The organism is Marinifilum sp. (genome assembly GCF_965230805.1).
Classification (GTDB): Bacteria; Bacteroidota; Bacteroidia; order Bacteroidales; family Marinifilaceae; genus Marinifilum.
Genome location: NZ_OZ246019.1, coordinates 861817 through 887514 on the forward strand (window position 1 = coordinate 861817; position 25698 = coordinate 887514).

The window sequence follows — 25698 nt, forward strand, 5'->3', positions numbered from 1 at the left end:
ATAAAATGAAAAAGTTTATATTATATGTATTTGTTCTTGCAGGTGTTTTTGCTGCTTGCGAGGATGATTTAAATGTAGAACCAATCGACCCTAATTTGGTTTTTGGTAATGAAGTTTACTCAAGCTTTGAAGGCTATCAGAGAGTACTCGCTAAGATTTATGGTAGCTACAATGTGTCAGGACAATTTGGTGATAACAATGAAAGTGACTTAAGTACAATCTCTGATGGTGGTATGTCAGCATACCTTCGTAACTACTGGAACTTCCAAACATTACCAACTGGTGAAGCTATGAATGCCTGGAATGATAATGGTCTGGTTTCTTTGCAAAATGGGAATTGGTCTGCCGATAATCAATATGTAGCAGGTATGTATTATCGCCTATATTATATGATTGCCTTAACCAATGAGTTTCTAAGAGAATCTGCAGGAGGCAGTGTCGCTGAACAAAACCAGGAAGCCATAACACAAATGCGTGCTGAAGCTAGATTGATTAGAGCTATTGCATACTATCATGGAATTGACCTATATGGACATATGAGTATCATTGAAGAAAATTCTACAGAGCAATATCCGACTCCGGTTGAACCCACAGAGCTTTTTAATTGGATTGTTTCTCAGTTAGAAAATGAAATCATACCTGATTTACCCACAGCTGGTACAGGAGAATACGGAAGAATGGATGCAGGTACTGCCTATATGGTTCTTGCCAAAATGTATCTAAATGCCGTTAACTTCTCAGGTGTTGAGAACCCTGTTCAAGGTAAAAATAGCTATGATGAGGTAGTGAAATATACCGAACTAGTAAATGCTGCATATTCTTTAGATGATAATTACCTAAAATTATTCTCAATTGATAATCATGAAGCAACTGGAATTATTTTTGGACTTGCTCTTGATGCATCAAGAACACAAGGATTCTCTGCTACTCAGTATATCATGTCAGCTGGAACTAATGGTGCCTTAGGAACATTTGTTGGTAACCCATCAAGTAACTGGGGTGGAAACCATGCAACACGCTCTATTTATGATAAGTTTCAAATGAGAGCTACAGGTGATATGAGAGGTAAAACTCAAAACATTTCTGAAACTTTGGAGCATACTACAACTTTGGTTATTAATGCTGGTTTAGATATGGACAATCCTCTGGATTTTACACAAGGTTTAAATGTTACTAAATTTAAAAATAAAAGTACTGATGGATTAACAAATGGATCAGATCCATACTTTGTAGATACTGATTTTCCAATGTTCCGTTTAGCTGATTCATACTTAATGTATGCCGAAGCTGTTCTTAGAGGTGGCAACGGAGAAATATCTAAAGCCCTTGGCTATGTAAACGATATTATTGAACGAGCTTATGGAAATGCAAACAATAACATTTCCAATGCTGAATTAACTCTTGATTTTCTGCTTGAGGAAAGAGGTAGAGAGTTGTATTGGGAAGGATATAGACGTCAGGACTTAATTCGCTTTGGAAAATTCACCTCTTCAGATTATCTATGGCCATGGAAAGGTGGTGTAATGAATGGACGAGCTATTGATTCACACCGAGTTGTTTATCCAATTCCTGCATCAGAACTGGCTTCGAATCCAAATGCAGAACAAAACACAGGCTACTAACCTTTTACAAAAACAGATATGAAGAATATATATAAGATATTCATGCTTTTTGTTGTAATCTTGACTACGCTGTCATCGTGTTCAGAAGACAAGGAGCTTGAAATGATAATGAACCCTGAAGATGTAAATGCGCCATCAATAACGGCACCATCAGCAGGAGAGCAAATTGAACTTTCTCTTGATAATAAAGATGAACTTGCCATGGTCATTCGCTGGAATCGTCCAGATTATGGGGTGGATATAAAAATTGACTTTACGGTTGATATTGATGTTAACAACGGGGATTTTAGTGAACCTATTAATTTAGCAATTACTACTTCGGATTCGCTGGCTTTAACACAAGCAGAATTAAATGAAAAGATTCTTGCATTAGGATTATCAGTTGGAGAAATGAGTGACTTCGATATTCGAATCAAATCTACAGTCAACTATCAAATCCCTGAGGGATACAGCAAAATTGTTACCATTAGTGCGACTCCTTATTCAACAATATTCCCTTCAATTTACATGATTGGAGCAGGAGTTGGAGGATGGGATCCGGCATTAGCTGTAGAGGTAGCTTCGACAGGAGAACCTCAAAAGTACTATACCAAAGCTTATTTTGATTCAGATGGAGATGGTAACTTTAGATTTTTCACTGCTCCTGACTGGGGATCTTCTTATGGAGGATGGGATAAGTTAACAAATTACCCTACTGATCTACTTCAACCAAAAGCTGGTGATGGAGATCCAAACTTCGAATTCATTGGAACAACTGGATGGTATGAGATATGGGTTGACACAAATAGTGGATCTATTGACATGAAGGCAACTACTGAACCTTGGCTTTACTTAACAGGTGACGCTACTCACGGGTGGAACTGGGATAATCCAACTAAAATTAAATGGGTTGGCCATGAAACCTGGGAAGGCGATGTAACTTTCACTCAGAACAATTTCTTTAGATTTTTCGAACAAGCTGATTGGGGACCTATAGGATACGGTCATGACATCCTAACAAATTATGATACTAGCATCATTATTGTTGCTGAAGGTCATGGAGACCCAAACTATCAATTTGTTGCAGCTTCGGGTAGCTATCATGTGGTGGTAAACAAAAGAGAAGCTTCTGTTGTAATTACTGCTAATTAGTAATACACAAATATATTATGAAAGGCCACCAATTAGGGTGGCCTTTTTCAAACCCTAACTTACGAATATTGACAAGTTAGTATATTCTCCCTTTTATAGCAGTATTACTATGAAAAAATTTTACACATATATCCTTCTCGTTTTGCTATTGCTGCCTACAATAGTAAAAGCTCAAATTACAACCAGTCCGGAGTTTCCTATTGTCAATACAGAAATCACAATTACATTCGATTCTTCTAAGGAATCCAGATTGGGCACCTTTTCGGGAGATCTTTATGCACATACTGGTGTAATGATCGAAGGAAAATCAGATTGGCAACATGTAATTGGATCGTGGGGAGATAATTCGGCTCAGCCACAATTAACCAATAACAACGATGGAACTTACACTTTGGTAATTACACCAAACATCACCGATTTTTATTCGGTTTCTGATGGCGAAGTAGTAAGACAAATGGCTTTTGTATTTCGTTCTGCAGATGGCAGTCAACAAAGCAATGACCTTCTTGTAGATGTATACGAAGAAGGCTTAAATGTTACATTTTCGGCTCCTTCACACAATGCAATGATTGCAAAAGATGAGGCTCTTCAAGTTGAGATCAAATCCAATATCAGCGAAAGCCTAAGTTTATATCTTGATGATGTATTGGTTGAAGAAACAACAACAGAACAAGAAATTAATACTACCGTTGCAACTGATATTGCAGGAAATCATGAACTAATTGCAGTAGCAACAGCTGGTAGCGAAGAAGTTCGTGATACCATCCATTTTTACGTTCGCGAAGATGTTGTTTCTGAATCAATGCCTGCTGGAGTGATAGAGGGTATTAATTATATCGATGACAATACAGTAACACTGGTAATGTATGCTCCAGAAAAGGATTTTGCATATGTAATTGGTGATTTTACCAATTGGGAAATTACTAACGATTATCAGCTTAAAAAGGATGAGGATTATTATTGGATTACCATCGACAATCTTACTGCAGGACAAGAGTATGTTTTCCAGTATATTATCGACGGTGATGTAAGAGTAGCAGATCCTTACGCTGATAAAGTATTAGACCCTTGGAATGATCAATACATTTCGGATTCCACATATCCAAACTTAATCCCTTATCCAACAAATAAAACAACAGAAATTGCAAGTGTACTTCAGACCGGACAAACTGCCTTTAACTGGACCGATTCACAATTTACCATGCCTGCCAAAGAAGACCTAGTTATTTATGAATTGCACGTAAGAGATTTTGTTGCAACTGGCGAGATTAAAACTGTTACCGATACACTAGATTATTTGCAAAGTCTTGGAGTTAACGCAATAGAGCTAATGCCGTTTAACGAATTTGAAGGAAACGATTCGTGGGGTTACAATCCATCCTTCTATTTTGCACCTGATAAAGCATATGGTACAAAGGATGATTACAAAGCCTTTATTAACGAATGTCATAAAAGAGGAATTGCTGTATTTATGGATATGGTGTTAAACCATACCTACGGACAATCACCTTTTCTGCGTATGTATTTCGATAATAATCTTAATCAACCAAGCTCTGATAATCCTTGGTACAATCAGAAACACAATTTTGAAAACACTGATGCACATTGGGGCTACGATATAAATCACGAAAGTGAAACTACCCAAAAACTAGTAGACAGAATCAACACTTATTGGATGGAAGAATACCACATTGATGGTTTTCGTTTTGACTTTACAAAAGGGTTTTCAAATAAAACACATCCTAACAGTGGATCGGATGTTTGGGGAAACGATTACGATGCAGACCGTATCAGGCTACTGAAAAGAATGGCTGATGAAATATGGACTGTAAATGCCGAGGCTGTAGTAATATTTGAGCACTTATCAGACAATAAGGAAGAAACAGAACTTGCTAATTATGGTGTTCTGTTATGGGGTAATGCCAATCATGATTACAATGAAGCCACTATGGGATACGATTCTGATTTTAAATGGACGTCGTGGAAAGAAAGAGCTTGGAACGATCCTAATATTGTGAGTTATATGGAAAGTCACGACGAAGAACGACTAATGTATAAAAATCTCACTTATGGAAATTCTGCCGATAATTATGACCTTACAGAATTAAACACTGCATTGGCAAGAGTGGAAGCTGCTGCAGCCTTCTTCTTTACCATTCCCGGGCCTAAAATGATATGGCAATTTGGAGAATTGGGTTACGATGTTTCAATTGATGAGAATGGTAGAGTTGGTCGCAAACCAATTCGTTGGGAGTATTACGACAATACAAATAGAAAAAGATTATATGATGTATTCTCATCGCTTATCGATATCAAAAAAAACGAAGAAGCTTTTGAATCAACTGATTTTACACTAAATACCAACAGTGCTTTAAAGAGAATCGAAATTAACCATGAGGATATGGATGTTCGAGTAATTGGTAATTTTGATGTAATCAAAGGCGAAATCGATCCTAATTTTAGCCAGACTGGAAACTGGTACGATTTTTTTAGTGGACAGGAAATCAGCGTAAGCGATGTAAATGCAAAGATTGTATTAGAACCAGGTGAATACCATATTTACACTACAAAACAACTAACAACACCTGATATTGTCTCGGCTCCTTTCGCTTCTAATGTTGCGATTAGTGGAACATATAGAGAAGATGAAGTAGTAACAGCAAGTTACACTTATTCAGATGTCAACGATGATTTGGAAGGAACATCTGTTTATCAATGGTATAGAGCAGAAGATGCAAATGGCACAAACGAAGAAGCTATAGCTGGAGCTACTGACTTAACTTACACTTTGGCTAGAGCTGATAGAGCAAACTTTGTTCGCTTTTCGGTGACTCCAGTGGCACAAACTGGCGAACTGTTAACCGGCAATATCGTTTATAGCGCTTATAGTGATGAAATTGCCTACTCAACAGGAATAGATGATATATTGGCAAAAGAACTAAAACTGTATCCTAATCCGGTACGAGATATTCTTTACTTATCTAATATGAATAATGTGAGTAATATTCATATTTATACGATTCAAGGTAAGATTGTAAGAATCATAGCTACACCAGATTCATCGGAAGAAATCAACTTGAGTAATTTAGCAAGTGGTACTTATTTGATGGTATTTGAGATGACTGACAAATCGAAATTGACCAAAAAAATAATAAAGCAATAATTAAGTTTTCTTTATAGTTTATAGATCAGTAAAACTCCCGTAAACATTTCTCTATGCAAACGGGAGTTTTTTATTATTTAATTGTAAGCTCTAATCGATACCTTATTTCAGACTCATTAGGTTGCATGATTAGCTTATATTCTCCCGGAGTTAAGGGGTCATCAGGCATAGATACCTTAAATACAAAAGGAGATTCGGCATAGTTACCGATTTGTTCTCGAACCAATTGGTCTTCTGCATTTAATATTTTCAAGCTCAATTTGGTATTCACAAACTGTTTGAGATGGAATTGAACAAATACATTTTCAGATTCTGAATAGTAATATTCCTGATCGGCTCCCATGAATTCTTCTCTTTCCTGTTTATTATTTTCGTTTAAATCGATAAAGCCAGTGAAGAAGAAAAATCCTTCCTGCCCTTTTGTAAACTCAGGAGCCAAATTTTCTACATTCTCTGTTACATTCATTGGCATTTGTGGAACATCCAGACTTGTTTCGGCCACCTCTTCAGGTACAGGAATCTCTTCTTCCGCTTCCTCTGCCTCCGGTTTAATTGTTTCCTCTGCCTGTTCACTGGCAACCACATCATCCGTTTCCATAAGATTCGAAGTGGTATCTCCGATTTGTACCAACAAACGATATTGTTTTGGTGCTTTTACACCAAAAGAGGCGGTTATCATATATTCTCCTTCAGGAACGGTTTTAAGAACCCTTAAGAATTGATTTCCTATATTAATGGTATCTTCTTTCATGGTATAATGCTGCAAACTATCCATTGTAGCAATATTCATTGCCAGCATATCATAGGTAGAGTTCCATATCTGGTAAACAACCTGGTTGTCATTCATTGGAAGATTTAATCCCACCTCAAAATCCACTTTGCCAAGTTCAAACTGCCGCTCATCCAGACCAATTACCTCTGCACTATCCAACCTCATATCGCCATCCTCATCAATCCATTCTTTAAAAAGATGAAAACTTTCGGGCAGTAGTTTCTTCCTAATTTTAGCAAATGCATTTCCATTGGGTTCCTTAATCATGAAATTGATTTGATATGTTTTACCCGATTCGGCCGGATTAACAGTCATGATATATTCTCCAACCGGCAGAAAAGCATCAAAATTTGAATAAGTAAACAGAGGTTTTGTGGTATAATTTCTACGAACCGTTCGAATTAAGTTCCCACTGGTGTCCCAAATTCTAAGTTTTAGATTTGTACCTTCTTTTATAGAAGGATCATTTAAGGAGGCACTAATGGATTCTCCTTTGGCAAATGATTTTTTCCCAAGACCAAAAAACTCATTCTTTTCAACGATCTCATTTTCGTTTAAATCTACCCATTTGTTGTAGGCAAATAAACCAATGGGAATTCCATTTTTGTAAGTTTTTTCTTGTTCCTGTACCTCTACCTGATTGGCAGAATCAATTTTGTCGATTGCCAAAGAGTCTTTTATAATTTGTTCTTGTGCACTTGTAATTCCGGTTGTGCCAACCAATATGGCAAGTATCAAATAACACCTACCAATAATACTTTTTTTCGTCTTGTATATCATGGCATTTGGTTTAAAGCTGAAAAATATAAGAATTGCTGTCTATTTAAATACGTTTTAAATAGTGTAGATGTTTTATCCTTAAGCCCGTACTTTGACGAAAGAAGGCATAAAAATGGTTAAAAAAACTTAAAGAGTATTAAACGACCTTCGTTCTACCTAAACACCTCTTATACAAGATTTAGTAATTGGATGGTAACGGTAGTCCCCTTTCCTTCTTCCGATTCCAGTTTGATGTTTCCATTGTGCAAACGCATGATTTGACGAGCAATACTTAGTCCAATTCCTGAACCCTCCTCTTTTGTAGTAAAGAATGGCACAAAAACATTCTTCATATGCATGGCAGAGCTTCCACAACCATTATCTCTAATGCTTATTTCAAAACATCCTTCTTGATTTTTCTTACTCAAAGCTTTCTGCTTACAAGCAGCCGGTTCTGCCAAAGCCCGCAGAGTCACACCAATATAACGTGAGTTCGACGTAAAATTCTATCCCAAATATAACTTTCTGTGGATAGAATTTTAAGTCGAACTGACGTTATAATAAAGCACAAATAGATACTTTTGATTTAAAAATAGTATTACTCAAACTCAGTTTGTTACTACCACTTATTAAAGCTCTTACTGCAATAATTGAAAGTTCTTACTAGTACTTTTAAAAGTGGTTACCAGAACTTTATTAAGTTGTTACTAGAACTTTGCAAAGTGGTAGGTACTACTTTTAAATATTCCAGGTACTACTTTTAATTGTTGTAGTAAGAACTTGTTTAAATTGATACTACCAGTAATCCAAAACAGAATTTAAAGACAAATAAAAAGTGCCATTCCACAGGGAATAGCACTTTTAGCTTGCGTGTTAAAAATATAATAGAGAAAACTTTATACTAATTTTTTCTTTGGCTTTTGTGTTCTTAACATCTCTATGGTTTTCTTGTCAAGTTTAGATTCTTTCTCTCTGGGCTGAGTGATATCAGCTGTAGATTGAGAAGAATCGCCACCCATACTATACAAACCTTTTAATAACATTTCTTTTTTCTCCTCTTCAGGAATCGCATCGTAAGCTGCTTTTTTCTCATCGATGATACGTTGTTTTTCTGCTTCTTCTGCCTCTAGCTTGGCATTGTAAGCATCAGCCTTTCTGTTTTTTAAGAATGGACCTGCTACAGTTGGGAATAGTTCCAACAACAACATTTCTTTCTCGTTTTCGGCAAGCTTAACTCCTCCCAACTCGTGTAAAACCGGGTTATCGGGCGATTGATATTTGCTCACATCAAAATCGGTAGCTTCACGTTGTCCACAAATCTTCTGACGATACTCAGGATCTATTTCAATTGGCGTTTCACCATATTCCCCTTTTACAAGGTTAAAGAATTGATTGTTTACGTTTGTATATGGAGCTTTACCGCTATTTACATCCAGAACGTAGTTAACCGCCTGTACACCTACAATTTGCGACGATGGTGTTACCAATGGAGGACATCCGGCAGCTACACGAACCTCAGGTACTTTTTCCAATACCCTTGGCAGAAGATCTTCAAGCCCCAGGGCTTTTAGCTGTGCCAACATATTGGTATACATACCACCTGGTATCTCAGCTGCTTTTACCTCTTCATTGGGTGCAGGGAAATTAAAGAATTTCTCGATTGCATGACAAGTTGCCAACAATTCTTCTTCTTTATCGGCTTTAGCCAATTCTATTGCTTTATCGAATAGTGCATCAATCTCTTTTGGAAGATAATCAGCAGTGATATCAAACTCAATTGGGAACATTTTGTAGGAGTCGAACTCAGCAATACGCTCACGAATGCCTTTTAATTCTTTGTTGATGGCAACTACAGAATCAAGATTTACTCCTGTATCCAATCCTAATTTATCAGCAAAAATCTGAATAATTTCGAATGACGGAGCAGCAGGGCCTCCTGCAAAATTGAGCATACAAGTATCAACCACATCAACCCCATTCACAATAGCCATTACAACAGCACCTAAACCATAACCCGGAGTACAGTGGGTATGAAAATCAACCGGAAGGTTTATTTCTTCTTTCAAACGCTTCACGATTTTACCTGACAATGATGGCGGAATCAATCCTGCCATATCTTTAACGGTAATCATATCCGCTCCAAGCGATTCCATTTGTTTGGCCTTGTTTACAAAATAGTCAACATCAAATATCTTTTTAGGCAATTTCTTACCTGATAACAGTGCTTTCCATCTTTGCTTTTGGGTGAATTTAGGATCTACCGTATAACACACGGCACAGTCGGCAATACCGCCAGCCTCTTTCATATACTTAATGGTAGTTTCCATGTTCTTCACATCGTTTAAACAATCGAATATTCGCATGATTCCCAATCCTGATTTCACAGCATTTTTGTTAAAGCCTTCGATCACAGCTTCAGGATATGGTGAGTAACCAAACAGGTTTCTGCCACGCGATAATGCAGTAAGGTGCGAAACATCACCAATCACCTCTTTAATCGATTCCAAGCGATGCCAAGGATCCTCGTTCAAGTAGCGCATTACTGAATCAGGAATTGCACCACCCCAAACCTCAAGAGCATAGAAATTAGCATCTTTATATAATGGAAGTACTTTTTCGATTTCGTGCTGAGGCACACGAGTTGCAAACAGCGATTGCTGACCATCGCGCAAAGTTAAGTCGCGAATCTTAAGTTTGCCTGTCCTTTTAATTGCTGCTCTTTCTGCTGCTATTTTCTTACGATTTTCTTCTCTTTTAGCCTCAAACTCAGCCTTGCGTTTCCCTTCGAGATATCCTTTTGCCACCAATGGGAACAGTTCAAGTAACATGTACTCCTTATCGTTAACTGCCAATTTTACATTAGCGTATTGTGGTAAATTAGGATTTTCAGGTGCCTGATATTTACTTACATCGTAATCTTCTCTCTCGGCCTTGCCTGTAATTTTCTCACGAAATTCAGGAGCAATATCAATAGGAGTTGTTCCGTATTCGCCTTTTACCAAGCTAAAGAATTGGTTCGAAACATTTGTATAGAACGGACGACCCGAGTTTTCGTCGATAACACAGTTTACCGCCTGTACACCTACAATTTGAGAAGAAGGGGTTACCAATGGCGGACAACCAGCGTCCAAACGTACCACTGGTACTACTTCTAACACTCTCTCAAGCAGGGTTTCCAAACCTAAAGCTTTCAACTGGTTTAGCATGTTTGTGTACATACCACCGGGAATTTCGGCTTTCTTAACCATTTCGTTAGGAGCCGGGAAATTAAAATATTTTTCAATTGCATGACAAGCATCCAATAGCTCAGCCTCTTTATCAGCTTTAGCATATTCCAGAGCCTCATCAAATAATTTATCGATATCGGCAGGAAGCTTATCTTTTGTAATATCAAATTCTATTGGGAATTGCTTGTAGCTATCAACCTCGGCCAATGCATTTTTACGAATCTCTTTCAAGATTTTGTTGATTTCAACCACACTTTTCGCATCACCATCCAATTCAATGTCCATTTTCTGACAGAACAAATAGATCAATTCGTAAGCAGGAGCAGCCGAACCACCTGCAAAGTTCATGATATTTGTATCGATGATATCAACACCATTTACAATTGCAGCTAAAGCTGATGCCAATCCGTAACCTGGAGTAGAGTGCGAATGGAAATCAACAGGAATACTCAATTCTTCTTTAAAGCGACGAATAATCTCACCTGCACGAGAAGGTGAAGCCAAGCCGGCCATATCTTTCAAAGAAATCATATCTGCTCCAAGAGCTTCTAAGTTCTTTGCCATGTCAACAAAGTAATCGATATCAAAAATTTGATCCGGAAGGTTTTTAAGGGTTAACCTTTCCAAGTCTTCTTTTTTCTCAGGAAACTTTGAATCTACCGTATAACAAACAGCACAATCGGCCATACCACCAGCTTCTTTCACATACTTAATGGTAGACTTCATATTTTCGATATCATTTAAACAATCGAAAATACGCATAATGCCTAAACCCGACTTTACGGCTTGTGTATTAAAGTTTTTGATTACGGATTCCGGATAAGGACTGTATCCAAAAAGGTTACGTCCTCGAGATAAGGCAGTAAGTTTGGAAACATCACCAATTACCTCCTTAATAGACTCCAATCGGTACCATGGATCTTCATTTAAATAACGCATAACAGAATCTGGTACAGCACCACCCCAAACTTCCATTGCATAAAAGTTTGCTTTTTTATATAGGTGCAAAACTTTTTCTATCTCTGCCTGTGGCATTCTGGTAGCAAAAAGAGATTGCTGACCATCCCTCAACGTTAGATCTCTAACTAATAATTTCCTTTTTTTCATCCCTGACTTCTTAAATCTTTATAACAAATTTACTCGAGAGAGTTCCTTTTTATTTAATCCTCAAATCTAAGATTTGTTAATTGATGCATCAAAAATAAAAACAAATATTTAATGGAGAGATTTTTCGGTATTCCCTGCAATATGTTGTACAATATCATCTGTTTGGGATTGAATCACTCAATCTATTTATTGATTTTTTTCTTTAATAATATCGTCTAAAACTCGCAATCGATAACAAAAAGTACAATCTACTTATGTCATTTATAAAAAAGTGTAGCAAAAATGTACAACTTAACAAGTTCTGCAACACACCTCCATCAACTTAACCGACTACAACTACTGTTAATATAAATCCCAAGCAAATCAGCCATCAACCCAATGCAAATGCAAACAAAAACTGCTCTAAAACATAAATCAATTGGGTTTCTTGATACAAATCAGAAGTACATCCCATACCGGTAAATGATAACTTGTAACAATTCATTGGGTAGTTTCTCGTCACATTTTATCAGAAAAATTCGCAAAAGTTGCTTACTTTGGGCTGTTAATTTTATAAACTTTCGATTCTAAATATAGCTTAGAATCAATTAAAAATATGCCTTGTGAGTATTATTGGACAGTATGCCGAATTAAAAGTTGCCAAATTGGTTGACTTTGGAGTGTTTTTAGAAGGTGAAGATGAAGCTTTAATCTTGTTACCCAATCAATATGTTCCTCCAAAAACTCAAATTGATGACAAGATTAAAGTATTTATATACAGAGATTCGGAAGATCGGATTATTGCAACTACACTAAAGCCCAAAGCAACTGTTGGCGAATTTGCAGTTCTTAAGGTAAAATCGGTAACCAATGTTGGGGCTTTCTTAGATTGGGGACTTGCAAAGGATCTTTTGGTACCATTTAGCGAGCAAAGGGATAAAATGCAGGTAGATCTTTCGTACCTGGTTTATATTTATCTGGATAATGCTACCGGTAGAATTGTTGCAACAGCTAAAGTTGAAAGAATCCTTCGCGACAATGAAATATCATATCAAGAGGGTGATGAGGTGGAAATCTTAGTGGGAAAGAGAAGTGATCTGGGTTTCCAGGTTTTAATTAATGATGACGCCTTAGGTATGGTGTACAAAAATGAAATATTTGGCCATCTGAAAATTGGAGATAAAAGAAAGGCATACATTAAGAAAATTCGCCCTGATGGCAAGATTGATATAAGTCTTCAGCAGCAGGGTTACGCAAACGAAGTTCCAAAATCAGGCCAACAAATTCTAGACCTACTGAAAGAAGAGGAAGGCTTTCTTCCTTTAAATGATAAAAGTTCTCCGGAAGACATCTACTATTCTCTGAAAATGAGCAAGAAAAACTTTAAAAAAGCAATTGGCCTTTTATACAAGCAAAAACTAATCACAATTGAAGATACAGGAATTTACCTTGTTCAATAAACCATGTTCCGTAATACATTTTTACTAGATATATCTAACCTAAATAAATACCATAAATGAAAAGATTTATGAACTGCATGCTGGTAGGGCTCTCTATACTTATAGCAGGCAACATTTCAGCACAAGACAAATCAGATTGGAAAGCCGGCGTACCAGAAGGTTGCACAAGCATCACGCTTGGCAAGCAAGCAACTGTTGATGGATCGGTAATCACATCTCATACAGATGACAGCCACAGAACAAGAGCTTGGATGGATGTTACTCCTGCCCAAACTCATAAAAAAGGAAGCAAATTCGCTTTGTATGAACGGTCGGCATACGATAGTTTAGCAATGCCAACCTACCAGCACAAGAAAATTGGAGAGATTGATCAGGTTGATAAAACCTATCAGTTTTTAAATACTGCCTATCCTTGCATGAACGAAAAACAGTTGGCAATAGGAGAATCTACCTTTGGTGGTCGCAAAGAATTATTCTCAAAAAAGTGTTTAATCGATTGCCAGCGTTTGCAACAATTAATGCTGGAACGATGCAGCACAGCACGCGAAGCAATTCAACTGGCAGATGATTTGCTAATGAAATATGGCTGGAGAGATTATGGTGAATGCTTGACTATTGCAGACAAAAAAGAGGTGTGGCACTTCGAAGTTGTAGGACCTGGAGAAGGTAAAGTTGGTGCAGTTTGGGTGGCTCAACGTGTTCCTGATAATCACATCTCGGTAAATGCAAATGCCAGTACCATAAAAGAAATTGATCTAAAAGATTCTGATTACTTTATGGCTTCGAAAAACATCTACTCAGTTGCCAAAGAAAATGGATGGTGGAAAGAAGGAGAAGTTTTTAAATGGAATTATGCTTATGCTCCTAAAAGCAGGCTATCAATGGCTTCTCGCAGAAGAGAATGGAGAGTGCTTTCACTAGCTGCTCCTTCCTTACAATTAGATGCCAACGATAAAGACTATCCTTTCTCGGTTAAACCGGATGATAAAATCAGCATGGAAAAACTGGTGGAGATCTTTAAAGACTACTACGAAGGAACTCCATATAATTTTGTGAAGAACATCAAGCAAGCAGACAAAGATGGTAAGGAAGTTTTATCGCCATTTGCAAATCCTTTTATGCCTTATGATATGAACCGATTATTTAGAGTAAACGGTGGTTGGGGCGAGCTTGGCGAAAGAACCATTGCACGATGGTATACCATGTACGCAACCATTATTCAGTGTCGCGATTGGTTACCCGATGAAGTTGGAGGAATTGTTTGGTTGGCACAAGATAATGTTGCGACTTCAATATATATTCCTGTTTATGCCGGCACAAGCGATTTGGCGCAATCATATAAAGTAAAAGCTCGCAGAACGGGCTATACTCGTAAATCGGCTTGGTGGGCATTCAACCGACTTGGTACACTAACTGCACAACGTTGGGGTGATATGAGGCATGATGTTGATGCAGTATTTGTTCCATTACAAAAACAATATTTTGAAGAACAATCAATAATTGACGAGGAAGTTTTAAAACTAAATAAGAAAAAAAGAAGTGACTATCTTACACAAAGAAGTATTTTATTAGGCAAGGAAGTGGTCGAAAAAGCTTGGGAAATTGGCGATAGCCTATGGACCAAATACGATGAAAAGTTCTAAAGATCCATAACAAATTATACATTTCAAAAGTCTAGGCATATAAATGCTCAGATTTTTGTTGTTTTATTAATAATCATTTATTACTTTTAATTAACAATCTGATTTTATAAATGTTTAATCTTACCCCCATACAATCATTAAACTTTAGCCAAGTTGAACAAAAACACAAAATACATCATCACCCCTAAAGATATTATCAAAAGGTTTTTTGTTGCACTAAGCATGATCATCGTAATATTTACGGCATCGTTCTGGTTGCTGTACAGTCAGCAAATTGAAACTGCTAACAAGGATCATTTGGAGCAATTAAGAATGCAGATTATAAAATCAAAAAAGGACTATCTTAAAACTGCTATTAATCGTACCATTCAGGAAATTGAACTGATTGAAGAATACTACTCCAATATCCATAATAATGATACAATAGATATAGAGCACAAGGTAAAAAAACACATTAAAAATCATATTAAAAAAACTATATTAATTGATTCGGGATACATATGGATTAACAAAATACTAAACTATGATGGTGGCGATAATTATGCTCTTAGAGTCGTTCATCCTAATTTACCGGAAAAAGAAGGGCATTTACTTTCTACCCATACTTCTGATATTAAAGGCAACAAACCATATTTATGGGAATTAGAAGGCATCAAACAAAAAGGTGATCTATTCTCCACCTATTGGTTTAAAGAGTCTAAAACCAATCATATCTCACAAAAACTTACCTATGCAAAACTTTATAAAAAGTATGATTGGGTAATCGCAACAGGAATAAATTTGAATGATATTGATCTACTTATTGAAGCCGAGTTAAAACACAACAAAATTCTTAAAACAAGACGAAACAACATTACCCTTTTAATAGTTGGCATTGCCCTAATCTTTACTTTTCTGATTGCCATTCTGCATAACAAACGACTAATCAGATTATTTAATTTTTATACCAAAGAAGTTGAAAGCAGAGAAAAATCACTCCAGGAAATAAACGATTCACTCGAACAAATCATTCAAAAAAGAACCTCTGAATTGAATGAAAGCAGGAATAGATACCGAGCAATTTTCAGAAACAATCAATCAATAATGCTTCTTATTGATCCGAATGACGGACAAATAATTGATGCCAATAATGCAGCTGTTCGATTCTATGGCTACGACTATAAAAGCTTAACATCTTTGCCAATAAGCAAGATAAATATGCTACCCAAAGATCGATTATTAAAAGTCTTAAAATCCACTGCTAAAACCAGTTCAATACACATATTCCAACATAAACTTTCCAATGGAGATGTAAAAGATGTGGAAGTTTACTCCGAAGCAATGCTGATTAATGGGAAGAAACTTCTTTTTTCAATTGTTCACGACATATCGGAACTCAGAAAAACCAAACAAGAACTATTAATTGCCAAAAAGAAGGCTGAAGAAAGCGATGCATTAAAAACAGCTTTCTTAGCAAATATGAGTCATGAAATTCGCACACCTTTAAACTCTATTTTAGGCTTTACTGATTTAATATCTAACCCCAACAATTCTGAGGATCAAATCACTCTCTTTACAAAAATTATAAATAGATCCGGCGAACAGCTTATGCGTATAATTGATGATATTATTGACATCTCTCACATAGAATCAAATCAATTAAGCTTATCAATGGAAGAGGTAAATGTTAATGAATTAATCATTGAGATTGCCAATATATTTAAAAACACATTAACATGTAAAAAAGATAAGGCTGTTGAACTCCGTATAAATATCCCAAACAAATTCAAAAACTATAAAATAAATACGGATATCGTTCGCTTCACACAAATTTGTAATAATCTACTGGGAAATGCTTTAAAATTTACCAATAAAGGATATATCGAGATTGGTTACTCTTGTAAACATGATTCTTTAGAATTTTACGTAAAAGATACTGGCTGTGGAATTCCTCAAAACCAGCTTGACCTGATATTTGAAAGGTTTACCCAGGTAATTCATAATGAATATAAGGAAGGCAATGGCCTTGGATTAAGTATCACTAAGGGATTGGTAAATTTGTTAGGAGGTAAAATGAACCTCATTTCAGAAGTAAATGTAGGTTCAACATTCTTTTTCACCATTCCGTTTACAGCGATTATTCAGGTAGAAGATTAAACAAGCCTTGGCTAAACTAATTTTTCCGCTCCAGTTCCTTTAAATTCTCCATCTTTTTTGTGGTAAGATAAGAATTGATATCACCAAGATGTTCTTTTACTCGCTTGTTGCCAAACTCATATACCTTATCAACCAAACCATCCAAAAAATCTCTATCATGAGAAACAACAATCAAAGTACCATCAAAATCCTTTAATGCAGACTTAAGAATATCTTTGGTCTTCATATCCAAGTGATTCGTTGGCTCATCCAGAATTAAGAGATTTACAGGTTCGAGCAACAGTTTAATCATTGCCAAACGTGTTTTCTCACCGCCCGACAGCACTTTCACCTTTTTAGTAGAATTATCACCCCCAAACATGAAAGCACCTAAAATATCTTTGATTTTAGTTCTGATATCTCCTTTGGCTACATGATCGATGGTTTGAAAAACAGTTAATTCCTCATCCATAAGCGATGCCTGATTTTGCGCAAAATAGCCTATCATTGTATTGTGACCCAAACTTAGGCTTCCGCCATGCTTAATCTCCTGCATAATTGCTTTTACCAAGGTAGATTTCCCTTCACCATTTCTACCCACAAAGGATACTTTTTCTCCTCTTTCCAATGTCAGATTTACATTCTCGAACACCAAATGATCATCGTACGATTTACTTACTTCCTCCATGATAACAGGATAATTTCCTGATCGAGGCGAAGGTGGAAATTTTAATCGCAAAGCAGATGTATCTTCCTCGTCAATCTCCACAATTTGGAGCTTTTCTAGCATTTTAACACGAGATTGCACTTGCAGAGTCTTAGAATAAGTTCCCTTAAATCGCTCGATAAAAGCCTTATTCTCGGCTATCATTTTTTGCTGCTCATCGTAAGCCTTTTGCTGATGAGCTCTTCTCTCCTTTCTCAATTCCAAATACTCCGAATAAGTTGCCTTGTAATCGTAAATACGCCCCATGGTAATTTCGATGGTTCTGGATGTAATTCGGTCTACAAATGCGCGGTCGTGAGAGATAAGCATTACTGCCTTCCCCGAGTTAATCAGAAAATCTTCCAACCATTGAATCGATTCGATATCCAGGTGGTTGGTAGGCTCATCCAAAAGAATCAAATCAGGCTTTTGCAAAAGAATCTTTGCCAGTTCAATTCTCATTCTCCATCCACCACTAAACTCACTGGTTGGGCGAGTAAAATCATCTCTCTCAAAACCTAGTCCGATTAGTGTTTTTTCTACCTCTGAATCGTAATTGGTTTCTTCAATAGAGTAAAACTTTTCACTTAAAGTAGATACATCTTCAATCAGCTTGTAATAGCTCTCCGATTCGAAATCAGTTCTTGAAGCCAACTCAGCATTCATCTCTTCAATCTGCTTCTCCATTTCGAAAATGTGAGCAAAAGCCTGAGCAGTTTCCTCAAAAACAGTTCTGGTATTCGAAGTCATTAAATGCTGAGGAAGGTAAGCTATTGTTTTATCTTTTGGTGTTGAAACACGACCTCGGGTTGGTGTATCAACTCCTGCAATAATTTTTAGAAGTGTTGATTTTCCTGCTCCATTTTTTCCCATAAGAGCAATCCTATCCTTCTCATTAATCACAAAAGAAATATCCTTAAACAAGCTTGTTCCACCAAACTCAACAGCTAATGAATCTACAGTAATCATCTTTACAGTTTTATTGAGCCGCAAAGATAATTATACCATTTACATATCAAAACATCTTTAATTTGAGCATACCCTTGCTCTCGGTAGTAGCACACCCTTGCTCTCGATAGAAGCACACCCCTGCTCTCGATAGGAGCATACCCTTGCTCTCGATAGAAGCATACCCATGCTCTCGGCGGTAGCATGCCCCTGATCAAATCGATAAACGGAAATCAACTCAAGAATTCACCTTATTTTGCATTAGTTTTTCTACCACCCATTTGTTGGTAACACTTTTGGGACGAATGATGGGTTGCCCCATGCCCTGAGCCAGAACATTCTGTGCTCAAAAGCCCAAAACTCTTGAAACTCCGAATAAAACCGTGTAATAATCAAACTGATTCAATCCATACTTATACAGTAAGGATCCTGTGGCTGCATCTACATTTGGCCAAGGATTAGCTACCTTTCCTCCTGCAAAATTCTGATCCATTTCACCCTTTAATTGAGTGAGGCTATTCTTAATTTCATTTCTTAAAATGGACATATCCAACAACTTTAAACCGTAACGAAACCAAAACAGAATTATGCATTACTGCATTTTTAATAGACAAAGGGAGTCTCTTTAGTTTACGAAAAATCAGACAGATTAGCTATTAAATAGCTTATTTGCTAATCATGAAACCGAACGCATTAACCATATTTATTTGTCGGCAAGATTACATTTACCCAGGTTTAGCAACTCCTTAACACTTTATCCAGTGCAATAATTCTATCTTAGGGTAATAGTAAAATCATTTTAAATAATAGTACAATGGAAAAAAGAAATAAAATTATTTACTGGGTTGCAACCGGATTACTTACTGCCTTAATGTTAATGTCAGCAAGTATGTATTTTATGAATTACGAAATGGTAAGCGCTACATTTAATAATTTAGGATTCCCAAAATTTGTAATTTATCCTTTGGCAATTGCCAAGCTTTTGGGTTTGCTTGCCATACTATCAAATAAATCGAAACTGTTAAAGGAATGGGCTTACGCCGGATTTTTCTTCGATTTTATATTGGCCTTTTTTGCACATATCATTGCTCAGGATGGAGAGTTCGCTCTGGCACTCGTTGCAATCATATTATTGGTAGTATCGAGAATATACGATGGAAAAGTTTACAAATAAAGATAAAGCTCTCGTGATAAATTTCAGAATCACCCAAAGAAACAGAACTTTTAATAATATTTTGATTTAATGGTTTTTCTGAATACAAATATAAATAAAAAGCATCCCAAAATCGGGATGCTTTCATAATACAGGCTCTGTTTGTATTTATTATTATTTTACGTCGAACTCACGTTATTTAACTGCAACAACTAAATATTTTGAAGCTTTCCAGAATTCTTCAGGGTTTAAGATTGTAATTGCTTCAATCTCTTTCTCATTTCCTTCAATTTTATATGAATTGCTTGGGTGAGAAGTTACCAGGCTAACTTTTTTACCAGATACCGGAATACTTGTAGTCTGAGTAATGTCAATCTCGTTAAAGTTTTCGGGATTAATTCTTTGATTCAATTTATTGGTTGCGCCAATTCCTAACAATCCTCCTTCGCTGGTAACCACTTGTTTCATTTTTAATTCCTTGATATCACCAATCACATAATGAGCAGTGTGCAAGTCAGAGGTTTGATCTTCAATAATCTTGGTTTTACTCTCATTCTCAGTATTTAAAGCTACAACTGTACCATTCAATTCCGTTACTTGTCCGTTTAAGTTTTCAACTTCAACGTTTAACTGAGCAATCTGATCGGACAATGCTGAAATAGAAGCATCCTTCTCTTCAATTTGTGTTTTTAAACCCGCAACCAACTTCTTTAGTTTTGAGTTTTGATACCAGCTATTCTTCAATTTCTTGTCAAGACTCTCGATCTTGGCTCTGTTTTCTTCCAACAACTCACGAACAAGGTTCAAATCATTTACCATCTGCTCTTTCTGTCCTACTGAAGGATTTTCGTCGGCATTCACAGAAATGATATGCTCTTTTTCTTTAATGATATTCAAATTCGCAGCGATAACATCAAACGATTCTACAAACTCGTCGATAGTAGAATCTTTATCCTGAGCCATTTGTGTCAACTGTTGATTTTGTTGACGAAGTTGTTTTAATTCTTTTTGGTTACAAGCTGTAAAAAATGGTAACACTAATAATGCAAATACTAACTTTCTCATAATTCTTAATTTTTAAACAGGTTTACATCAATTCAAATTCACAAATACCATATGAGAATACTGTGCCGTATTGTTTTTACCATCTCACAAGAATACATCTATAATAAGATTAACAACTGATAATGTGTACACTTAGGAGTTTTTATTATTTGGCACAACAGTTAAATGAAATATTAAAAAACATTAAACTTGTAGTAAAGTTTCCACACTTTGTAGAAATCCGTTCTACAATAAAACTTTACCAGGACAGGCTGGAGGGATACCCCTTCGAAAAACATTCAAAGGCAATCGATTTTAATTTCATTTTTTTGTGAGCTGAGACAACCAAGCTCCTCACAAATGTGCATTTAATAGTCTATTCTATTTCAATGGGAATTTAAGGAGAAAACTGGCTTTTCTCTGTTGCAGGTGAGCAAGAAATACAAGTACATGAAATCATAAAGCTGGTATTAATACAAATCCCGGCAGTACTCTATCAACTCATTTGCATCCTTATATTTTTTTGCTGCATCAATTAGCAAGAATTTCTTTTCTAAATCGCCCAATGCACCCGCACTTGTACAAACTCGCAAGTGTTTTTCACCAACTACGTCTGCCCCATATTCAGCAGCAATATGCCCGCAAACCAAACTTTTTAAAGGCTGATCCTTACGATCCGAACTTGCCAACTCTAACAGCTCATCAACATACTTGTGGTATTGATCTCCGAACTGTTTTTCATTGCCATTCATTAAAATATCCCACAAATAATCTCCCTTTTTAGTGTTCATAAAATCTGAACCAATTTGAGGATCATATTTTTTAATGTTTTCAATATGCTTCCTAAACTCATCTTGATGATTGAAATTCTTCAAGTAATCCAAATTGAACTTCTCTTCTGCACCATAGCGATTGGAAGCCCCTGTATGGTTGATTAAAACTCCTCCCTGTGTTCGCAACATCAATGGCATATTCATGAAGAACTCAATTACTTCTATCCTACATTTAGCAATTCGGTATTCGAACCAGGTAGTAAACTCCAAATGCCCTTTAGCCAAAGGGATATGATAGATATGTACGAACTCATGATTTCCTAACAAACAAATCACATCACTTTCGGGCTGATTCGCTTTTAAACCCATCAGCTCCTCTATTATTTCAAGCGATTCATCCTTTTGTTTTCCCGGATAGGCATGTACCAAATCCCCTAGAAAAACCAGATAATCTGCCTTCCCTTTCTTTTTTAACTGTTTGTAGGTCTTTTGTATTTGTCTGAAGTCGTATCCATTGCCATGCAAATCAGATACAATCATTAGCTTTCCACCTGAAATATCTCGAATCATTCAAAGAAAATTATATAATAAATCCACTGCAAAAGTTCAATAAATTTTATAAATTAAAAAATGTGAACAAATGTAATGTTGAACCTTCTAAATCTAATTCCATATGCTTGAGAAATTACTTAAAAATACCAAAGATTATTTCTGGAGACTAAACCACGACGGAGATGTTATTTTGGGTAGTTCTGATATTGAACCAAAGGCCAAAATAACTTTTACCATCACTAAAAAGTGGGCAAATATTGCTCCCATAGTTGAAGACAGCCCAGGCAATTACATTGGCAAATCGGAGAACTTTATGAAAAAAAGTAATGAATATGAACTGATCACAGATCTTGTAAAAGAGGTAAAAATCTATCTTAAAGATGATCCTAAAATAGATCATGAAAAATGCCTTAAAAACACCATGAAACTATTACAAGATTATTATAACATGAGTTCAACGTAAAATTCTATCCACAGAAAGTTATATTTGCGATAGATTTGCATTAAAAATTTGGAAAGAATAGCGGGCTATTTTGAGGAATTTTTAATGTGAAGATGTCGTAAAGAGAACTTTCCATTATGTGTTTGCATGCTTTCGGCATAAACCTCCTCAAATCTTCTTGAAATATCCCGATATTCCTTCGAAAATTTGATAAAATTTCTACTCAAAATCAGATCAAACTGTGAACGAATTTTACGTCGAACTCACGTTATTATAACTAAATCTTCTTTATGCCTAAATCAGTTTTAATATCAGTACTCATTTTAATGGTATTCATCAATAAGCTAAGTGCACAAACCACAAAGAAACTCGATGTGGGTGACCACTTTCCTACAATTGAGGGAGAACTTCTTTCTTCAAAAAAAATTAGTTTGCCCGAACATTGTAAAGGAAAAATCTCTTTACTAATTGTAGCATTTAAACGTGGAACCCAAGCTCAAATTGATACCTGGACAAAAGCCATATTGCAAGAGTTTGGCATGCAGGAAGAGTTCCGTTTTATCGAAATACCAATGATTAGTAATTTCTATTCCTGGATATCGAACTATATCGATAATGGAATGAGGAAAGGCATTGTGCAATCTATGCACCAGAATGTGATGACATATTATGGTCCGCTAGATGATTATTACAAATATTTTGGTGTGGATGACAAAAAGCAATGTTATGTCTTTCTTCTAGACCGCAAAGGTAAAATTCGGTTTATTGATAAAGGAGAAGCCGAATCGCACAAATTAGTATTGCTAATCAATGAAGTAAAAAAACTCCTTCAACAATAAATTTCCTTTTGCTTTTTGCTCTGATGTTTTGATGAGAAAACTTACTTTTACGTTTTCAATCAAAAATCGAACAAGGATGAACAAAAGAGGTTTCGCAAGCGATAATTTTTCTGGCGTTTTACCGGAAGTTTTAGAAGCAATTCACAAAGCCAACGAAGGTCACGTAATGGCCTACGGTGGAGACCCCTATACTACTTCGGCAATAAATCAATTCAAACAATTATTTGGTGATCAAATTGATGTTTATTTTGCCTTTAATGGCACAGGAGCCAACGTAATTGCCTTGTCAACATTAACACAATCCTATCATTCTATTCTTTGTCCTGCAAGTGCGCACATTCAGGTTGATGAATGCGGTGCTCCCGATAAATTTACTGGTTGCAAGGTGATTCCTATTGATACACCAAACGGAAAGCTAAGTCCGGAATTAATCAAACCTCAACTGCATGGATTCGGTTTTGAACACCATTCGCAACCCAAAGTAATTTCAATTACTCAATGTACCGAGTTGGGAACGGTTTACACCCCTGAAGAAATTAAGGCGATTTGTGATTTGGCTCACGAACACGACATGTATGTTCACATGGATGGAGCCCGCTTGGCAAATGCTGTTGTTAGCTTGGATGTTGATGTAAAAGAAATCACCACCCATGCAGGAATTGATGTATTAAGCTTTGGCGGAACCAAAAACGGAATGATGTTGGGTGAAGCGGTGATCTTCTTTAATCCTGAATTATCGAAAACTACCAAGTACATTCGCAAGCAGAGTATGCAGCTTTGCTCAAAAATGAGATATATCGGAGCTCAGTTCCATGCCATGCTTACCAATGATCTGTGGTTAAAAACTGCTCGTCATGCCAACGAAATGGCAAAATTACTAAAGGAGGAAGTGGAAAAGATCCCACAGGTAACAATCACACAGGAAGTAAAAACCAATGGCATTTGGGCATTGGTTCCTAAAGATAAAATTGAGAAACTACAAGAAGAATACTTCTTCTGGATTTGGGATGAGCATGCAGGTGAGGTTCGTTGGCTATGTTCTTTCGATACCACCAAAAAAGACATTCTTGGCTTTGCAGATCTATTGAAAAAAGAATTGGTATAAACCATTCATAATCAAAAAACATCAAGCCTTACTATAATTAACCATACTGCACATTGTTAATTATTAATTACTAATTATTAATTGCTTACAAATGGCTCAACTGATAGAAAATTACTCCCTTAAAAAACACAATACTTTTGGCATTGAGGCTAAAGCCAGATATTTCTTTGAGTTCGAAACCGAAGAAGAGATAAAGGATTTCCTGAAGAAGAATAATATCATTGATACACAATACATCATTTTGGGAGGTGGTAGCAACCTTTTGTTTACCGAAGACTTCGATGGCTTGGTACTTCATCCTAACATTACAGGCATTGAGCTTCTTGATGAAGATGAAGACTCCGTTTTGCTGCGGGTAGGTTGCAACGAAGACTGGGATGAGTTTGTTGAATGGGCAGTTGAGAACAATCTTTATGGCATCGAAAACCTATCCTTAATTCCAGGAACCATTGGAGCATCTCCAGTTCAGAACATCGGGGCTTATGGTGTTGAGGTAAGAGAAGTAATCGAGAATGTAGAAGCCATATCAATAGAAAGCAAAGATACCGTGATTTTTAGTAATGCAAACTGCGAGTTCGATTACCGTAATTCAGTATTCAAGAACGAATACAAGAACCTTTTCATCATTACTCATGTACAGTTTCGATTGAAAAAGGAAGCTGAACTCAAACTTAAATACGGTGCTATCAAAAAAGAGATGGAAGCATATGATGAAATCAACCTGAAGAACATTCGCAAGGCAATCATTAAAATCCGTGAAAGCAAATTGCCCGATCCCGAGGAGTTGGGAAATGCTGGTAGTTTCTTTAAAAACCCTATTGTTGACAAAGAAAAAGCCGACAAGCTAAAATCACAATACGAAAACCTACCTACCTACAAAGTAAATGATGTGCAGACCAAACTGGCTGCCGGTTGGTTAATTGAACAATGCGATTGGAAAGGCAAACGCTTTGGCGATGCAGGAGTTCACAAAGATCAGGCATTGGTATTGGTAAACTATGGCAATGCCAAAGGCAAGGACATCTTAAAATTAGCCAATGACATTCGTAAGTCGGTACTATTTAAATTTGGCGTAAAGTTGGAAATGGAGGTTAATGCAATTTAAGGGGTTCACGCAAGTAGCAATAAGGTATTTATAAGAAAGAACGCAAAGGACTA

At 36.4% G+C, this 25698-nt stretch carries 18 protein-coding genes; 11 read left to right on the top strand and 7 right to left on the bottom strand.

The window, feature by feature from the left end; genetic code table 11:
* Window positions 1-5 precede the first annotated feature (5 nt).
* From ACO05S_RS03270 to ACO05S_RS03280, 3 genes are all read left to right on the top strand, one after another.
* A complete protein-coding gene (locus tag ACO05S_RS03270) occupies window positions 6-1622 on the top strand; it encodes a RagB/SusD family nutrient uptake outer membrane protein (protein WP_421920118.1) in 1617 nt (538 codons plus the stop codon).
* 18 nt (window positions 1623-1640) lie between these two features.
* The gene (locus tag ACO05S_RS03275) at window positions 1641-2753 is read left to right on the top strand and encodes a SusE domain-containing protein (RefSeq protein WP_421920119.1); all 1113 of its coding nucleotides are present in this window, start codon (window positions 1641-1643) and stop codon (window positions 2751-2753) included.
* A 109-nt stretch (window positions 2754-2862) separates the two neighbouring features.
* Window positions 2863-5916, top strand: a complete 3054-nt coding sequence (locus ACO05S_RS03280; protein ID WP_421920120.1) for an alpha-amylase family glycosyl hydrolase — start codon at window positions 2863-2865, stop codon at window positions 5914-5916.
* A gap of 73 nt (window positions 5917-5989) precedes the next feature.
* On the opposite strand, the gene ACO05S_RS03285 is transcribed toward ACO05S_RS03280, so the two are convergent.
* The 3 genes from ACO05S_RS03285 to ACO05S_RS03295 form a co-directional block, all read right to left on the bottom strand.
* On the bottom strand, window positions 5990-7468 hold the full coding sequence (locus ACO05S_RS03285) for a hypothetical protein (protein WP_421920121.1): 1479 nt from the start codon (window positions 7466-7468) through the stop codon (window positions 5990-5992).
* Window positions 7469-7635: 167 nt separating this feature from the next.
* Window positions 7636-7875 (bottom strand): ATP-binding protein, encoded by a 240-nt coding sequence (locus ACO05S_RS03290; protein ID WP_421920122.1) that lies wholly within the window; start codon window positions 7873-7875, stop codon window positions 7636-7638.
* Window positions 7876-8343: 468 nt separating this feature from the next.
* Window positions 8344-11781 (bottom strand): hypothetical protein, encoded by a 3438-nt coding sequence (locus ACO05S_RS03295; RefSeq protein ID WP_421920123.1) that lies wholly within the window; start codon window positions 11779-11781, stop codon window positions 8344-8346.
* 602 nt (window positions 11782-12383) lie between these two features.
* On the opposite strand from ACO05S_RS03295, the gene ACO05S_RS03300 reads away from it, so the two are divergent.
* The 3 genes from ACO05S_RS03300 (at window position 12384) to ACO05S_RS03310 (ending at window position 16999) form a co-directional block, all read left to right on the top strand.
* Window positions 12384-13220, top strand: a complete 837-nt coding sequence (locus ACO05S_RS03300) for a S1 RNA-binding domain-containing protein (RefSeq protein ID WP_421920124.1) — start codon at window positions 12384-12386, stop codon at window positions 13218-13220.
* 56 nt (window positions 13221-13276) lie between these two features.
* Entirely contained in the window at window positions 13277-14863 is a 1587-nt protein-coding gene (locus tag ACO05S_RS03305) for a dipeptidase (RefSeq protein WP_421920125.1), read from the top strand.
* A 153-nt stretch (window positions 14864-15016) separates the two neighbouring features.
* Complete coding sequence (locus ACO05S_RS03310) at window positions 15017-16999, top strand: ATP-binding protein (protein WP_421920126.1); 1983 nt, start codon at window positions 15017-15019, stop codon at window positions 16997-16999.
* 16 nt (window positions 17000-17015) lie between these two features.
* Here the strand turns inward: ACO05S_RS03310 and ACO05S_RS03315 are convergent, their stop codons facing one another.
* Window positions 17016-18653: an ABC-F family ATP-binding cassette domain-containing protein gene (locus ACO05S_RS03315; RefSeq protein WP_421920127.1), complete on the bottom strand. Its 1638-nt coding sequence runs from the start codon at window positions 18651-18653 to the stop codon at window positions 17016-17018.
* A 325-nt stretch (window positions 18654-18978) separates the two neighbouring features.
* Entirely contained in the window at window positions 18979-19179 is a 201-nt protein-coding gene (locus tag ACO05S_RS03320) for a citrate/2-methylcitrate synthase (protein WP_421920128.1), read from the bottom strand.
* A gap of 267 nt (window positions 19180-19446) precedes the next feature.
* On the opposite strand from ACO05S_RS03320, the gene ACO05S_RS03325 reads away from it, so the two are divergent.
* On the top strand, window positions 19447-19806 hold the full coding sequence (locus ACO05S_RS03325) for a DoxX family protein (protein WP_421920129.1): 360 nt from the start codon (window positions 19447-19449) through the stop codon (window positions 19804-19806).
* A gap of 174 nt (window positions 19807-19980) precedes the next feature.
* On the opposite strand, the gene ACO05S_RS03330 is transcribed toward ACO05S_RS03325, so the two are convergent.
* A complete protein-coding gene (locus ACO05S_RS03330; protein WP_421920130.1) occupies window positions 19981-20850 on the bottom strand; it encodes a hypothetical protein in 870 nt (289 codons plus the stop codon).
* 449 nt (window positions 20851-21299) lie between these two features.
* Window positions 21300-22172: a metallophosphoesterase gene (locus tag ACO05S_RS03335; RefSeq protein WP_421920131.1), complete on the bottom strand. Its 873-nt coding sequence runs from the start codon at window positions 22170-22172 to the stop codon at window positions 21300-21302.
* 103 nt (window positions 22173-22275) lie between these two features.
* On the opposite strand from ACO05S_RS03335, the gene ACO05S_RS03340 reads away from it, so the two are divergent.
* From ACO05S_RS03340 to murB, 4 genes are all read left to right on the top strand, one after another.
* On the top strand, window positions 22276-22617 hold the full coding sequence (locus ACO05S_RS03340; protein ID WP_421920132.1) for a hypothetical protein: 342 nt from the start codon (window positions 22276-22278) through the stop codon (window positions 22615-22617).
* Window positions 22618-22886: 269 nt separating this feature from the next.
* On the top strand, window positions 22887-23435 hold the full coding sequence (locus tag ACO05S_RS03345; RefSeq protein WP_421920133.1) for a hypothetical protein: 549 nt from the start codon (window positions 22887-22889) through the stop codon (window positions 23433-23435).
* A 76-nt stretch (window positions 23436-23511) separates the two neighbouring features.
* The gene (locus tag ACO05S_RS03350) at window positions 23512-24540 is read left to right on the top strand and encodes a threonine aldolase family protein (RefSeq protein ID WP_421920134.1); all 1029 of its coding nucleotides are present in this window, start codon (window positions 23512-23514) and stop codon (window positions 24538-24540) included.
* Window positions 24541-24631: 91 nt separating this feature from the next.
* Window positions 24632-25645 carry a UDP-N-acetylmuramate dehydrogenase gene (gene murB, locus ACO05S_RS03355; protein WP_421920135.1) on the top strand — a complete coding sequence of 338 codons (1014 nt, stop codon included), beginning with the start codon at window positions 24632-24634 and terminating at the stop codon, window positions 25643-25645.
* The last annotated feature ends 53 nt before the right edge of the window (window positions 25646-25698 follow it).